Below are 15,698 nucleotides of genomic sequence, written 5' to 3'. Positions count from 1 at the left end.
TGGTGACACGCTGCGAGGCTCGGGCGGTGGCTGCCGATGCGCCCTATCGGAGTGGCCCGGGTCCCGTCCGTCGAGGTTGCGACAGGGACGCTGTGGCCATCTCGACACTGGTTCCAGCGCGGGAAGAATCTGGGAGCCATGATTGCGGCGCCGCAGGCGCGCTGGGCCGTCGAGTTGCGAGTTGCCGGCTAGCCGAGGCATGCGGCTCATCGGTCCACTGGGTACCGGCGTCGAGGACCTCCTCGTGGACCATCGCGAGCGGCAGCTCGAGGCGCTCGGAGACGCCTTGGGCATGCTCGTGCCAGTGGTCGGGCGGCAGAGCCCCGATGATCCCGGCGACCTCACGGCAGTGGTCCACCCGGGAGAATGCGTCGTCCCGTGCTGCGAGGCGCTCGTCGAGTAGCCGATCGATGAGCACCTGAGCGAAGTCACCCGAGTCCACCAGAAGTTGGCCGAGCCCGGCCTTGCCGCGAGCGAGGGAAGCATCGGCGGGGTCCACCCCTTCTGGAAGCGCCAGGTGTCGTGGCGCGCAGCGGAGCGCCGCGAGGCGCCAAAACGCTCGCTGGGCTGACTGCCACCCAGCCGAGTCCGGATCGGTCGCGATCACGATACGGCGTGGGTCCTCACGGAGGTATTGCTTCAGCTTGTCGGCCTGGGCCTCGCTGAAAGCAGTCCCGAGTGGTGCGATGCCGACGTACTGGCCGCTCGTTGCCAGGGTGACGGCCATGGCGTCTATTGGGCCTTCGACGAGCACCGGCGTCGAGCCCGCCTCCAGGTCAGTGGTGGCCTCTGTCAGGCCGAACAGTTGCTCGCCCTTGGCGAAGACCGCGGTGGTCCGTGTGTTGAGGTACTTCGGCCCGGAGAACTCGCCGTCAGGCTTCGTCGGGTTGCGGCGACCGATGTAGGCGATGAGGTCGGCGCCTGAGTAGATCGGGAAGACCAGTCGGTCACGGAAGGCGTCGACCAACTGACCGCGCTCGGTTCGACGGGCGAGGCCGGCGTCCAGGAGTTCTTCCACGGTGGCGCCCCGCGTCGTCAGATGCTGGACCAGGCTGGTCGGCCCGGGCGGGGCGTAGCCCACTTGGTAACGCGGGTCGTCGGTCAGGTCCGTCCCGAGCCTCTGGCGGAGGTAGTCGGGTGCCCACGACTTGGGGTACATCGCCGAGTAGTGATCCATGGCCCACCGGTTGAGCTCGATGATCCGGTCGGCCGGGGTCCCGGGTTCGGCCACTACCGCGATAGGGGCAGCCGACGTCGGCTCCGGCTCGCTGAACTCGGGCTCGGGCGGCTCCGGCTCGGCAAACGGTGCGTCGGTCATGGTGGCGATGCGCCACACCAGCGCCGAGCAGAGTTCTTCGGGCCGTCCGTCGGGACCGTGGCCCGAGGTGGCGGCGTCGATGAGTTGCTCGGCGGTCCACTCGACGGGGCGGGCGTGGATCGCCGCGACCAAAGCCGGCCACATCGCGTCCACCATGACCCGCTCACCGGTCGCCTCACCGAGTCGCTCACACAGATGCGAGGTCCAGGCGGGCCGGAGCGTGTGAGCCTGGTTGGCCGAGGCCCGGAGAGCGGCCGGGCCGAGGTGGCGCACGATCCGCCACCAGAGGGCGTCGGCAGCGCGTTCGTCGGGAAGGGGGTGGTCGGCGTCGAGCGCTCGGTCGACCAGCGGGCGTACGTCGATCCGAGCCGCCTGCAGCGCCCCGAGGCGCTCGGACAGGCGGCTGAACTCGACGTCGGCCCGGACTTCGTCCGGGAGGAGCTCGAGCAGTTCGTCGCCGGCTCGGTGTACGCCGAGCACCGAGCGCACTCGTCGTTCCAACTCCTGCTGGTGGGGAGCGGTCGAGGCGCCGGGCTGCGCGGCACCCGTCGGACGGTTGTCGTCCTCGGGTACGCCGAAGGCCGCCCGCCAGACGGCCAGATCGCCGCGCAGCGCTGCGTGGTCCGCGGAGGTGAGGGCTGCGGCCCACTGCGGGGTCGCCGTTGGCGACCAAGCCTCGGCCTCGCTACGCACAGCGCCGACGAGCGTTCCAATCCGGTCCAATCGACCGCGCAGGTAGGTGCCCCAGCTTTCGTGCTCGGCGAGTCGTTCGGGTACGCCGTCGAGCCACGGCAGAGGGCCAGCGGCGGACTTGCCGAGCCGCCAGTCGAGGACGGCGGCCCGGTCGTCGGAGGTGCCGAGCTCACGCTCGTTGGCGGCGTCAAGGATCGTGACGATGGGGTCGGCGCCGTCGAGGGTTCGCAGCGCAAGGTGTGCGCGCAGAGTCGGGTACGCCGGTTCGTGGGTGAGCCCCGGCCAGATCGCCTCGACCTCCCGGTCGGTGCTCGCGAGTGTCTCGGCGCCGAGCACGTCCTCGGCGGCGAAGCCGAGAGCGTCGTGGTAGCGCATGACGGCGTCGTGGAGCTGGGTCGCGTACGCCGCCGCCTCGCGCTGCGCCGTCGTGGCCGAGCGGTCGGAGCCGTCGCGTTCGAGGATCTCGGCGAGGATGTCGATCGCCGTCGGTGGACGGAGTGCCTTCTGGTCGATGAGGCCGTGCGGGTCTCCGTCGTACCCGGTGGCGAGGTAGATGTGGTTCGCCTGCCGGCCTCGGGAGATGCCGACGTACAGCGTCTGCCTGGTCTCCTCGCCGGCCGCGACGAGGTGTGCGGTGTCGGCCGTCATGCCCTGTGCGCCGTGGACGGTCGTCGCGTAGCCGAGCTGGACGTGTTGGGCGACGTAGTCGGGCGGGAGTTCGACGGCGCGGCCGAGTTCGAGGTGCCGGGCGACGAGGCCGCCGCCCGAGAGGACTTGCTCGACGCGCCAGCGGTCACCGTTCTTGACCCAGTTGGTCCGCGAGAGGACGAGTCGACGGCTGTTGCGCCGCGTGACGATCACATCGCCAACTGAGGCTCGGTTGCCGTCGGCGAGGTCGACCTCCAGACCCTCAACCGCGCTATTGGAGAGCCGGTCTGCCCGTGCCCGGGCGTTGAGCTGGCTCACGAGCTCGCGCGTGGGCGCGAGGAGCACCGAGTCCAGTCCAGCGGCGCGATCGGCCGCCCACCCGTCGTACGCCTGGTCGGCGACCGCGCTTAAGTCACCGACGTGGATCCGCGCGTTGTCGGCGTAGAACCCGAGCGCGGCCGCGTCGCCTTCGCGCACCGCGAGGGTGGCTGCGGCTTCGGCCGGGTCGTCGAAGCGGCGCACCTCGGAGAGGGCCGAGGCGCCGTACTGCTGCTGGATGTCGCGCAGGACGCCACCAGCGCCGACCGCGGAAAGCTGCTGGTCGTCGCCGATGAGCCGTACGACGCCTCCGCGGTCGGCGACGAAACGCACTGCAGCGGCCAGTTCGGTGGTGGCGGCCTGTCCGGCTTCGTCGACGATCACCAACGACTGTGGCCCGATGTCACGGATCCAGCGGGGCCAGGCGGCGGACGGCTCGTTAGCCAGGCTCCACGTCAGCTTGGCGAGGGTGTCGGTGTGGCCGGTGATGGCCTGGCCGAGCTCGTGCGCGGCCTGTGCGGAGGGTGCCAGCCCGATCACCTGGCCACCGGCCTCCGCCCAGGCATCTGCCAGGACGCTCATGGTGGTGGTCTTGCCTGTTCCCGCGGGCGCGAGGGCGAGCTGGACGACGGCGCCGGACGTGGCGAGGTCGCGAACCATCGACGCTTGGGCGTCGTTCAGCTCGAAGCCCTTGGCTGCGGCCGCGGCGATGGCCACCTCGACGCGTATGTCGGCCAGCGCGTGGCCACCGGTGCGATCGGCGAGGGTGAGGATCTCCTGCTCGGCGGCCAGCACCGTGGCCGACGTGTAGAGCCTCGCGCCGTGTACGTCGTACACGCTTGCGCCGTCGGGACGCTGCAGCGGAGGCGGCTCGGAGGTCGGGTCGTCGACGCCCAGCCGCACGGACCGGGAGATCGCCGCCTCCACGACCTGGTCGACGGCGCGGTCGACGTCCTCGCGGGCGATGCCGGCACGCCGTACCTGGCGCTGGGCTTCGGCGAGGAGATGCCACACGTTCCAGGTCGCGCGTGACTCCTCGACGAAGTCGATCGTCGCCGCGGCGGCGTCCTCGACCCACGCGCGCGTGGCCGCCCGGCCCGCGGTACGGCGGCCTGCGGCCCGGGCGTACATCTCGTCGACCTCGGCGGGGTCGCCCAGGACGTCGTCGGCCTCGGCCCGCCAGCTCGCGCGCTGCTCTCGTTCGCTGCGTGGCTCGTGCTTTGGTGGCCGAGTTTCCAGCGTGGCCTGGTCGGCCTGCCAGAGTGCCTCGACCGCCGTGGGCGGTCGACCGAAGGTCTTCTGGAACTCAACTGCGAGCTCCGCCTGACGAGTCTTGATGTCAGTGCGGCGTCGCGACCAGAAGCGGGTGAGAGTGGTGCTCACCCCGCGGATCTCTCGGACGGGCAGCTTGCCGGGCGTTGAGTCGTCGCGCTCGGCGAACTCGACGCCGAGACGGCTGACGAGTTCAGCCTCGATGCGGGTGTTGTAGTGCTCGGAGGCCGCAACCTTCGCGGCGTACAGGAGGCGTCCATCGAGCGCGAGCCAGTGCCCGTCCTCGGCTTCCACCTTGTTGCTGACGGCCACGTGGGTGTGAAGGTCAGGGTCACCCGCGCGGCTGTCACGGTGTGTGAATGCCGCGGCGACCAGACCCCGTGTCTTCACCTGCCGTGCCCCACCGGCTCCGACGCGCGTGTACGCGACCTCGTGCTCGAGCCACGAGAGGGTGTCGGCAACGGCTGCCTCATGCGCCGAGCGAATCTCTGCCGATGCGTCCTCAGGGGCGAGCGCCCACAGGGCCGAGATGGACTTGACCGGCGAGAAGGACAGGTCGAAGCCGGCAACGGCGCTCGTGGCCTGACGTGACTCCTTGGCGATGAAGCCGGAGAGTTCCCGCGCATCCTGTGGCTCGCGGCCGTGCTCGTCGACGAACATGGACCTGCCGATCTGGGTCCGGATCCGTGCACGTTCCTCGGGGCGAATCGCCGCGTTCCACTTCTGGCCGTGCTCGCGGTTGTAGGACGTGAACGCCTCCGCGACCTTCACGTTGAAGGCCGACACCGTGTCGTGGACCGGGAACCGGCGGCCGAGGGCGATGGCTTGCGCGATGGCCCCTGGGGAGCCGCCACGTTCGGCGAGTTCGGCCTCGATCTCTGCGGCACGGGGATGCTGACCCTGGCCGAACAGGGATGCCATCTGCGACGCCGTTACGGTCTCGCCGCTTCCGAGGCCAAGCGCGGCCAGGCCTGATCCCATCCACCGACCTGGGGACTCGCCCTTCTCGTCGTAGTAGTCGGCGAGCTTGCTGTGGCCCTTCTCCGTCGAGTCGTGCGCGGCGACCTGACGGGTGAGGTAGGTGTAGCCGTCACCCGCGGTCAGCTTCCGCAGACTCATCACGAGCCCTTCAAGCGCACCGGGCGGGCCGAAAGGACAGTTGCCTCTGGCGCGATAAAGCCCGCCCGATCACTGAGTGCAGTGGGTGTGTGGCAGTTGGGATCGCTCGGAAGGTGAGGCGCGGAGGTCGAGCAGAGGCGAGGGTCAGGCGGTGGTGAGTGCGGACCAAGCGAGGCGCTTGGTCTTGGTGGGCTCGTCGGAGGTCAGGAGTCGACGGGCGCGAGCGCTGGCCGCGTCGCTCTTGGCGCGAACAGGGGCGTAGTGGTCGACGTACTCGGCCACGACTTGGTAGCCGGCCCACGCGGTGCCACGTATGCCGGCCTGCGTGTCGGCGTCGTGGAAGAGGAACGACAGGACGTCGTGCCGGTCGGCGTCGGCCTGCTTGGTGCGCTCGCTGGCTTTGGGGTCGAGCGGTCCGAACGTCGCCTCGATGAGGTCGTCGAACTGGCCGTCGGTGAGGGTCGTCTGGATGAGCCGCTCCGCTTCGGCCTCGAACGCCTCGACGTACTCGAACGTCAGACCGAGCGCGTCGCGAGCTGCTGCCACCGCTGCCTTGGCGTTGCGGGTGTGCCGGATGGAGAAGCTCGACGCGTGGGCGGCCAGCGCGGCGGCCTGCGTGTTGGCGCAGACGACGCGAACCGGCGTCACGAGGATCCGGAAGGCTCCCGAGCCGTCGTGGCTGTTGAGGGCGGCGATGTTCAGGTCGACGGCGTCGGTGCCGCCGATCCTGAGCGTCTCGGGCAACTGCATGGTGATGAAGACCTGTCGTCCGCCGCGAAGCGATCCGGCGGTGTCGAACACCGCGCCGGACTGGTCGGCGAGGTTGTTCAGGAACTCGGCGTGATCCTCGTTCTGCAGGGGCTCGTAGCCCGCGCCCACGACACCGAGCGCCTCGGCGCGGCCGGTGAACGGGTTGTCGCGAACCGTCGCGTAGCCGGGCGCGCTGATGGCGGTCACGCCGTCCGTGGTGACCTCGTGGGCGGTCAGCGGGACCTTGCGGACCCGCCAATCTCCGAGGTGCCCGATCGTCATCGCCTCCTGGGCGCTGAACGCGCGGCCTCGGACGGTGGTCCCGAGCCGGTGCCACGCGTCGGTGCGGGCGAAGATGGCAGCGGCCTCACTGCCGTTGGTCTCGATCTGATGTGCCATGGTCTTTGCTCCTTCGTACTCAGACGGCGACCGGCTGGTCGTCGGTCGGCTGGGCGGCGAGCAGGAGGCCTTCGACCTCGCTCGGCTGATAGCCCCATGTGGAGAGGGCTCCGAGGACGCGGGCATCCCAACGGCTCGGGTTGCGCCACGTGTGCTTCCCGGTGCTGGACTCCCACGCGGTCACGACGGCGGCGAGGGTGGTCATCGTCGCGGCCTTCGGCGTGGCTGCCTGCTCGGCCAGGTGCTCGGCTGCCTGACGACCTCCGCCGTACACGCTGGCGGTATTGAGGCCGAGCAGGTCGCGCAGCATCGGGTGGGCTGCGTCCATCGCCTTGGTGAGGGTGAACTGCCCGCCCACGACCGCCTCACAGATCAGCGCCTCGGCTCCCTGTGGGGCGGTCTTGCGGGCGAGGAACTGGCGTAGCCAGTCGCGGCGCACGACTTCGGCGCTGGCCCACGCCTTGTTGTTGGCGATGACTCGTCGACGCTCCTCGCGCGCGGCCTCGACGGCTGCCTCCTCGTCGACCTCGCCATCGCCGGTCTTGTGAGTGCCGGTGCGGTAGTTCCAGCGCTGGACGAGACCAGCCGCCTCCGGATCACGACAGATCCACACGGGCTTGAACACCTGCACCGGCTCGTCGTCCGACTCCTCGTCGTCGCCGTCGGTGGTCTCGTTGTCGGGGTACTCCCACTCACTGACGACCACGACTTCCGCGCCCGGCACGGTCGGCCAGTCGTCCTCCGCGATCCTTTCGCCGTCGGCGGCTCGGACGTGGTCGTCCAGCCGTAGCCCGCGGGCGTCCCGGACCTCGTCCGGGTCGAGCACGGGGAGGCCCTCGGCCCGGAGTCGGTCGACCTCGGCCAGGAGTGCGACGCGCTCTGCGGCCTCGTCGCGCAGTCGCTGCGCGATGTGCTCCAGCGGGCGGCTGAACTGCTTGGCGCGCTCGAGTCGCTCGACAGCCTCCGCGTCGTGCTCGAACTCGGCGAAGATGGCCGCCTCGTCGAGCGTCAGGTCGCCGGAGACGACACGAGCGCGGGTCTGCTCCTTGTCGACGATCGCCAGCGCCGAGTTCACCCGGTCGCGGGGCAGGGCCGCGCGCTTGGCGATCTGCGCGGCGCTCATGCCGACGAGCGCGAGTTGCTCGACGCCGCCGACGATCTCGCTGTCGCGCATGGCGGCGCGGTGCAGGTTCTCGACCATCTGGTCGGTGATCCGGTCGGCCTCGTCGGGCTTCGGTACGACCTGCGCCGGGATGTCGGTCAGACCGACCTCGGCGGCGACGACGGTACGTCGCTGGCCGCGCAGGACGACGTACGCGCCGTCCTCGTCGGCGTACACCGTCACCGGCTCCAGGACGCCGCGCTCCTTGATCGACCGGGCGAACTCCTTGGCGTCGGCGTGCAGGTCGGTGCGGACGTTTGCGCCGATCTTGATCTGGCTGGGGTCCAGGCGGACGAATTGCGAGTCGCTCATCGTGTCTCCTTCGGATTGGTTGAGCGGTCAGGGGCAGCCTGCGAGCCGGTTGGGGCACCGCGCCGCTGCGGGCGCCGGTGCTGTGGACGGGGGCTCCGGAAGCGACCCCGGTCGACCTTCTCGCTGCTTCCTCGGTGCAGCGGTCCCCACTGTGTGCACGGGGTGTGGCAGCGCACGCGGAACTACGGTGTGAGCCGGCCGGTGAGCGCTGGTCAGCCGGGCGTCGCCCGTCGCTGGCAGCAGCCTGTCGCCCAAGATTCGCCGGTGGCCTTGCGTACCTTGCTGGCATGGCATCGGTTGAGCGCGCGCAGGTCATGGTGACGGTCAAGGCCTACCCGCAACTGAGCAAGAAGGCGGGAGAAGTCGTCTGCGTCGCCGGTGTTCGCTTGGATAGGGGTCGTCCCGAGTGGATCAGGCTCTTCCCTGTCGCTTATCGCGATCTCGACGAGTACCAGCAGTTCAAGAAATACGACATCGTCGATGTTGAGATCGGGAGGGGGAAGGACACGAGGCCCGAGAGCTACATCCCGGTTCAGGGAAGCATCAGCGTCGTCCGCTCCATCGCGAGTGGATCCGATCAGCGGTGGACTGAGCGCCGCAAGATTCTGGGGGGACTTGTGGGGCAGACGACGATGTGCGAGCTGCTCCACCAGAACGAGGCCGCCGGGCGTGGGGCAGCCCCCTCACTCGGACTCATCAAGCCAGAGGTACTTGACGTAGAGGTCGAGAAGAACCATGGCTTCGACGCCGACAGGCAGGCGCTGGCTGCGCTCGCCGCGGAGGCGACGCTATTCACCGCAGCCAAGCAAGAGCTTGAGCCGAGCCCTTACATCGTGAAGTACCGGTACCGATGCCAAGAGGCCGGCTGCCAAGGCCACACCCAGTCGCTCATCGACTGGGAGGTGGGGGAGGCCGGCAGAAAGTGGCCACGACGCTACCCGGAGGCCGAGATACCCAGCCGGATCCGTGACAAGTTCCTGACGCAGCTGTGTGGTGACGATCGTGACACCCACTTCTTCGTCGGGAACACGCACAGGTGGCTCACAACGTTCCTGGTGCTCGGCGTCTTCTGGCCGAAGATCGAAGAGGAAGGGACGCTGTTCTAACTGGTCAGTGTGGGAGCGCGACGACCGGCACGGGGGCTGCGTCGACGACCTCGTCGATGATCACCTTGCGGTGACACATCTCCATGTCGGATTCGAAGCACAATACGGCGATGACCTCATCGGCAGCCATGTTTGCCAGTTCCAGTAGTGATGCCTCTGCTTCTGGCGACCGAAGGGTCTCGCGGAAGACGCGACGCCCCTCCTCCACGCGCCCGTCCCAAAACGGCTGACGGTTCTCCTTGGCGTTCCCGAGGCTTCGCAGATGCCGATAGCCGATCCCAGCCGCCGCCAGGGCCTCCTTGAGGCGCGTCTTCGAGAAGCCCGCCTTCCTGCTGACCGCATTGAGACGCACGTCAGCGACGGTGCGGACGCCCACGCGTTGGAGGTCCGCGACGAACGCCTCGATCGTGCGGCCTTCGTACCCGATGGAGACGATGCCGTGGCTCATTGGGACCTCCTGGGGTGATGGGGTTCGTACGGCGTCGCGCACCAGATCATCGATGGAGACGCGCAGCGCATGACAGAGCGCGGCGACCTTGAGCACGCCGGGATCTTGCGTCTGTCCCTGCTCGACCTTCATCAGGGTGTTGGTCGAGACACCGGCCTTTGCTGCGAGATCGCTCCGCGTCATGCCGGCGGCGAGCCGCTGGGCGACGAGCACTTGGCCGAGACGAGCGCTGCCTCTGGTGAGCTTCGCGGGTCTGCCTACTCGCATGATCGCACCTTAGCAGTAAATATTTACTTCTAGCGTCGACTGCTCGGCGGTCGCCGACCGCGAAGCGCTGCCGCGTCAGACGTGTCCGCTCGCTGGTCTTCACGCGCTTGAAGTGCGCATGGGAACGGAGACGGCGAAGGCGCTGCGGGCTCGAAGGCGTGAGTCGAGGGCGCACATCGATCGGCTGATCGCGAAAGCGGACGAACGCAGTCCGCTGGGGTCGGTACGTCGGGCGCGAGTCGCGGAGAGTGCCCGCATCGCCCGGCGCCGGCTCAAGGCGCTCGCCACCGCCCACGAGGCGGCCGCAGCCATCGAGGTTGAGATCGGCAGGGCATTACTGCGAATCGTCGAGCAGGGCCTGTCCCGCAACGAGGCATTCGAGCTGGCTGGACTGCGCCGCCACCTCGGTCGCCGCTACCTGGCGGCGGCCGAAGGTGCCCAGGCCGCGGACGTGGCCAGCCTCTCCACAGACCCGGTCGTGCCGGCCCATCCCGAGTCCGGCCGGCGCGACCGTGGCACCGGCTGCAGCCGCCCCGGCGCCGCCGTACAAGAAGGGAAGAACTGATGCTGCTCGCTCACGCAGTCACGCTCGCGGAGGCTCGCTCGTACGTCGCGGCCCTCGCCGACAACGCCCACACGTTCGACGCGTCCGTGGAGTACGAGCACGTCCTCCTCGAGCTCGACACGATCCACGGCGGCGAGGTTCCTCCGATCACGGAGGTCCTCACCGACAAGAGCGACGTCCTCTACACGGTCGCCGAGGCGTCGATCGAGGAGCTCGTCGACCACGGCGTCGACGCCCTCCAGGTCGAGCTGATCCTCGCCCGGCTCGAGGATGCACGTGCCCTGGATCGTCGCTGATGTACGGGACGAACGGTCGCCAGCTGCGGGAGGAGCTGACATCCTTGCTGCGTCATCACCGGATCCAGCAGCGACTCGGTGGGCCGGGCTCTCACTCGATCCCGGTGACGACCACGCCGGAGGAGCGGGAGCATCTGGGGGAGCAGATCCAGCGCTTCCGCTACGCCGCTCTGGCCTGGTGCCTTCACGCAGTCGCCGCTGAGAGCCCGCGATCGGGCCCCCAAGGGTCTTCGGGGCACGCGCGGGGACCGGCTGAGGAGCTGCGGTTCCGGCTGACTCGGAGCATCAGGCTTTCTAGCGCCGGACTGCCATCCCTTGACGAACTGTCGAAGCCGCAGGACTTCGCGATGGTCGAGAGCTGGCGGCAGGTTGCACGAGCCGCAGTCCTCGGGGAACACGACTTCCCGGGATTCATGGATCGCGGCCGGCTGTCCCACGCGGAGTCCACGACCGTCCTCAGGGACGCCGCCGAGGTGGCACGAGCCCTTGTCGTACTCGACAAGCGGTACGACAACATCCCCGGCTGGATCCCCATCCGCGAACGCGCACGCCTCGACCGAGCTGCGCAAGTCTGCGCCGCCTTCGCCCGAGATGTCGAGCCGGACTACTCAGTCGACCAGAAGGGCTGGCGGCCGCCATCGGCCACAATCGACGGCGGACCATTGCCTGGCATCGGTGGCGTACTCCAGGCCGAGCACAACATGCTCGTTCATCTCTGTCATTTCCCGAACGCGCTCAACCTGCGCCGGGTGATGGACGGTCAGCGGATCCTGTCCCACGAAGCGGCCCGGCGGGCGCCGAACGTCGCACCCGAGCTGATCGAGAAGTGGCGCGAGCGCGAGCAGACCTACAAGCGGCTGATCGACGAGACCCGCAACGTCGGCGGACTGGCCGGCGACGGTGGACTTGCTGCAGCCGAGGCAGCCAACGCCGTCGGTCGACTGCGACGGATCCACGTGGACGAGATCACGAGGCCCGAGCCGTTGCGCGACCTCGACAAACTGTTCACCCGCACTGACGCGCGAATGGCGGCGATCATCGAGCAGGGCGTTGCCGAGCGCCTCTACTTCGTCAGCGTCAAGGCGCCTCGCATGGTTAACGGCAGCGGGGAACTCGTGAGTCCCACCCGGGAGCGGTACGTCCCGATCCACTCGCCCGTCCAAAATGACCTGCTCGCGGTCGCCAGGCACCAGCTGCGACCGCCCTCGGCCACGCCCGTCGCGTCGCCCGGAACGATCGAGAGCCGCGACGATCTGCGCGAGTCGATCGATCATCGGCCCGAGCGGCCGCCTGGACGCCAGGTATCGCGATGATGCGGTGCCATCCCTGCGGGTCGTCGCCAGCGGGCGAGGTCGGCAGCCGCTACACGGCAGCCGACGAGCATCAGCAAGACACAGCCGGACACGTGCCCCTGGACCCAGACGATCTGCCCTCAGTAGGCGTAGCCGTCGGAGGCGAAGAGAGCCTCCAGGCGGTCCTTGTTGGTGGCTGTTGCGATCCTGTCCGCGATGCCTTCCGCGGTTAGGTCCAGCGCCCGGAGTTCGCCCGCGGTGGTTCTGGCGACGGCGAGGACGCGTCGCACCCGATCAGGGTGGTCTTGGGCGTACCTGGCGAGGGCAGACCACTTGGGGGCGGCGTCGGCGAGGTCGTGCCGGTGCGGATCGAGGACGTCCATCACCACCTCGTCGCCGTCCTGGTGGAAGAACAGGAAGTCGGGGTGCATCAGGAGCGTCTTCTCGCCGAACTCGTACGGCACCGCGAGTGCGTACCTGCCGGAGTTGGGGTTGCGGTACCAGCCAACGAGAGTGGTGGCGGACAGCTCACGTTCCAGCACGTCCCGCTCCCAGGACGAACGGCTCGTATCGACCGGGAACTTGCCAGCGTTCGCCTTGCCGGGAGAGATGACGTACAGGTGATGCGGGTAGACCGGCACAGGCCGGGTCCCCTCGCTGGTGCCCTTCTCAGTGGCCGCGGGGTAGGTCTGCCGTGCCTCGACCGTGGTGGGGTGCATCGGCGACGAGCCGAGATACCAGAGCGGCTCGATCAGATCACGGATGTTCCGGGGCTTGCGTGCCACAGCGGAAGCGTGGGCATCGCGCCAGGTGTTGATCTGCTCAGCAGCCTGGCGTTCCACCGTGTCCTTGAACCCGAGCGCCGCCATGGCGGCCAGCCGGACTCCGGCCTCGACTTCATCCATGCCGCGGTCGCACAGGTCGTTGAAGTACCAAGCTGCGGACCCGTCGGGCATCACTCGCTGTGCCTTGACGAAGTAGGCGTCCAGGTCGCGTTCGGTGGTAGCGACTTCGCCGAGTTCGGTGGCGATCATGATCGCGCCGCCGTAGCCGACGATGGAGGTCTCGACGGACAGGGTGAGGATGTCTGCTGTCTTGGCGTCGATCTCGTCGGACTGCTGGGAGTCCGCCGCACGCATCTGGTCGACGACCCACTGCCGGGCCTTCGCGGATGCGTTGGTGACTAGCCCGTGCTCGTTGAGGGCCGCGGCGAGCCGCATCAACTGCCCGGTGCGAGTCGAGAAGGTGGCGCGCGGGCGCGTGTAGGAAGGGATCGTGTCGAGCTGCTCGAACAAGGCCGCGGGCACGTCGGTGGACCGGACGCACACCTCGGGGCTGATAAGCACCTCGACCTCGACGGTCTCGTCCTCGGTGAGGGCCGACACGACCCGGGTGACGTGCTCGGTCTTGAAGCCGGGCAGGTAGGCGACGACCTCGTTGAGCCGGTCGTCTCCCCCGTCGACCCGCTGCGCGAGCGGGGTGCGGACAAGGCGACCGATCAACTGGGCGATCTCGGTGTAGGAGTCCTTGCCCTGGAATGAGACGAGCACCTCGGCGCGCGGGCAGTCCCAGCCGGTGGTGAGCGCGGACTTGAACAGCACGACCCGTGCCCGGTCGTCCCCGGAGATCGCTTCCGGCGGCAGGTAACGGACGGTCTTGTCGCCGACAGGGAGCGGGCCGTGTGGGTCGCCGAACGCGTGCGCGATCGCGTAGTCCGTGAGGTCGGGCCACGCTGACTCGATGACGGCGAGGATCTCCACGAGCCGCCCCTCGGTGACCTTCGGCTCGACCTGCACCACAAGGAGGGGTTCGACAAGACGGTCACCGCTGGCCTCATGGTGTGTTCGCCATGCCTCGTCGGATGCCTTCAGGTCTTCGACGGCGAGCGCGAGCATCGTGTTATCGGCCGACTGGTCTTCCGCGATGTTGCGGATGAGGATGCGATCCTTCAGCAGCCCGGACTCGCGCACGTCCGCTGGCGGCACCTCGACGAGCCGCATGGTGCGCCCGGCGGCGGACATGGCGGCGTGGAATCGCTCAGGGGTCGCGGAGATGCCGAGGACGACCGGCGCCGGGGGCTGCTGGGTGCCGACGTTGGTGATGCCGCCGTTGACGATGGTCCCGGCGATGGTGTTGCGCTCGTTCGAGGTCGTGCCTGAGCCGCGGTGGGCCTCGTCCCAGACGATGAGGAAGTCGCCTCCGCGCTCGCGGGCCGTGTTGGCGATCATGTCCCAGGCGCCGTGAGTGCGCTTGTCGGAGCGGGTTCCGTTGCGTACAGCGTGCAGGGTGGAGTTCTTCTGGAGCGCCTGGATATGGACGAAGTAGATGTAGCCCGGTTCGAGGGTCCGCTCGTCGGTGTCGCCGAGGAACCTGATCCGGTTGGCGTCGATCCGGCCGCCCGATGCCTGGAGGATCTTCCCGATCGTCTGGGCGTTCAGGGAGCGGTCGTCCGTGACCCACAGGATCGTGACACCGGGGTCTGCCTCGCGACTTGGGGTGCCGAAGTAGAGGCCCTCGAGGACCGCTGTCGCGATGACCGTCTTCCCGGCACCGGTTGGGGCGGTGAGGCCGACGGCGGTGCGCTCGCCGTCCTCGGCGAAGTCACGGCGGGCGCGGGAGATGGCGGTGAGGAGCCGGTCGACGGCGGTTTTCTGGTAGTCCTCGAGCGTGAACCTCATCGGGCACCGCCGTCAACGTTGATCGTGTAGTTGGCCAGGTAGTCCTGGTAGAGCCGCACGGTCTCGATGCCGACGGGGAGCCGCTCGGCCGCGGTCTGGTACTCAACGGGTGAGTCGGTGACGATGAACACGACATTCGGTGGTGATTCCTTCTTGGCAGCCTCAGCGACGGCGGCGACGAACGGTGTGATCGCATCGACGCTGAACAGGACGCCATAGGTAGGGGTGAGGGCCCAACCGTCCTCGGGGACCTCCTCGATGCGCACGCCGACCGCCCCAGCTTCAAGCCAGAGCAGCGGGGCGATGGCCTCGAACTCCCGACCGCGGCGGACCATGCCGGGATCGAGGTAGGTGACGTTGAACATCTCGACGTTGGCGGACAGCCCTTCGGAATATGTGGAGCCGTCGGGGCGCGTCCCCGTCACCACTGTGCTGATCCGCGGCCGGGTCACGTACTCGAACACCCCCAGCGCCTCCCACTCGGCGTCGCCCGGGTGATGTCCAGCCTTCCGGAGCACCTTCGCCTGCTTCGCCCCCACTTCGTTGTTGGTGACCAGGATCGACTGGCGGGTGCCGCCGTCGTCGGCGTTGAGGCGGAGGACCGCTTCAGTCGTCGTCCCCGAGCCGCCGAAGAAGTCGACGATCACCCCGTCAGTCGGTGCCGTGATCCTGATCCACCGCTTCAGAACCTCGTGGTCCTTGGGGTTGGGAAAGCGTGCGTCTCCGAGGATGCCCTTCAGGTAGGCCGTTGACGCTCGCCGGTCTCGCTCGAACACCGAGCCGACGGTCTCGTTGGTCTGCTCATCGAGGTAGCGCTTGAAGTAGGCGGTCGACGTGTGGTCGCTACCGAACAGGATGCGGTCCTCGCCGATCATGCTGTCCATCGCCTCGCGGCTGGCCCGCCAGCCGTTTCGGTTCCGCTTCACAGGCTGTCCAGTCACTGGGTGGAGCAAGTCGTACTGAAGATTTGGCCGTGGGTTGGGGCTGCTCAGCCCTGATCCACCGACTGTGAACGTGTGGTGCTGACTTCAGCGGTCACGAGCCGGGTTGATGGT

10 protein-coding genes are annotated in these 15,698 nt (G+C 68.6%); 4 read left to right on the top strand and 6 right to left on the bottom strand.

The window, feature by feature from the left end:
* Nucleotides 1–43: 43 nt before the first annotated feature.
* The 3 genes from mobF to ACYVKX_RS19975 form a co-directional block, all read right to left on the bottom strand.
* Nucleotides 44–5,368, bottom strand: a complete 5,325-nt coding sequence (mobF, locus tag ACYVKX_RS19985) for a MobF family relaxase (protein WP_460835439.1) — start codon at nt 5,366–5,368, stop codon at nt 44–46.
* A gap of 144 nt (nt 5,369–5,512) precedes the next feature.
* Nucleotides 5,513–6,517 (bottom strand): DUF932 domain-containing protein, encoded by a 1,005-nt coding sequence (locus ACYVKX_RS19980; protein ID WP_460835438.1) that lies wholly within the window; start codon nt 6,515–6,517, stop codon nt 5,513–5,515.
* A 19-nt stretch (nt 6,518–6,536) separates the two neighbouring features.
* On the bottom strand, nt 6,537–7,991 hold the full coding sequence (locus ACYVKX_RS19975) for a ParB/RepB/Spo0J family partition protein (RefSeq protein WP_460835437.1): 1,455 nt from the start codon (nt 7,989–7,991) through the stop codon (nt 6,537–6,539).
* A 287-nt stretch (nt 7,992–8,278) separates the two neighbouring features.
* Here ACYVKX_RS19975 and ACYVKX_RS19970 point away from each other — a divergent pair, with 287 nt between their 5' ends.
* Nucleotides 8,279–9,097, top strand: a complete 819-nt coding sequence (locus ACYVKX_RS19970; protein ID WP_460835436.1) for a hypothetical protein — start codon at nt 8,279–8,281, stop codon at nt 9,095–9,097.
* A gap of 4 nt (nt 9,098–9,101) precedes the next feature.
* Here the strand turns inward: ACYVKX_RS19970 and ACYVKX_RS19965 are convergent, their stop codons facing one another.
* Nucleotides 9,102–9,758, bottom strand: coding sequence for a DUF488 family protein, N3 subclade (locus ACYVKX_RS19965; protein WP_460835435.1), 657 nt, complete (start codon nt 9,756–9,758; stop codon nt 9,102–9,104).
* Nucleotides 9,759–9,930: 172 nt separating this feature from the next.
* Between ACYVKX_RS19965 and ACYVKX_RS19960 the strand changes: the two genes are divergently transcribed.
* The 3 genes from ACYVKX_RS19960 to ACYVKX_RS19950 all read left to right on the top strand — a co-directional run bounded on the left by ACYVKX_RS19960 (nt 9,931) and on the right by ACYVKX_RS19950 (nt 11,986).
* Entirely contained in the window at nt 9,931–10,377 is a 447-nt protein-coding gene (locus ACYVKX_RS19960; RefSeq protein ID WP_460835434.1) for a hypothetical protein, read from the top strand.
* The gene (locus tag ACYVKX_RS19955; RefSeq protein WP_460835433.1) at nt 10,377–10,673 is read left to right on the top strand and encodes a hypothetical protein; all 297 of its coding nucleotides are present in this window, start codon (nt 10,377–10,379) and stop codon (nt 10,671–10,673) included. Before ACYVKX_RS19960 ends, ACYVKX_RS19955 begins: the two co-directional genes overlap by 1 nt.
* A 347-nt stretch (nt 10,674–11,020) precedes the next feature.
* Nucleotides 11,021–11,986 (top strand): hypothetical protein, encoded by a 966-nt coding sequence (locus ACYVKX_RS19950; protein WP_460835432.1) that lies wholly within the window; start codon nt 11,021–11,023, stop codon nt 11,984–11,986.
* A 119-nt stretch (nt 11,987–12,105) separates the two neighbouring features.
* Here ACYVKX_RS19950 and ACYVKX_RS19945 read toward each other — a convergent pair whose 3' ends face one another.
* The gene (locus ACYVKX_RS19945; protein ID WP_460835431.1) at nt 12,106–14,643 is read right to left on the bottom strand and encodes a DEAD/DEAH box helicase; all 2,538 of its coding nucleotides are present in this window, start codon (nt 14,641–14,643) and stop codon (nt 12,106–12,108) included.
* The gene (locus tag ACYVKX_RS19940) at nt 14,640–15,569 is read right to left on the bottom strand and encodes a DNA methyltransferase (RefSeq protein WP_460835430.1); all 930 of its coding nucleotides are present in this window, start codon (nt 15,567–15,569) and stop codon (nt 14,640–14,642) included. The genes ACYVKX_RS19945 and ACYVKX_RS19940 overlap by 4 nt, the downstream gene beginning before the upstream one ends.
* Nucleotides 15,570–15,698: the final 129 nt, after the last annotated feature.

The organism is Nocardioides hungaricus, from assembly GCF_054782915.1.
This window is presented reverse-complemented; position numbering and strand designations above follow the sequence as displayed.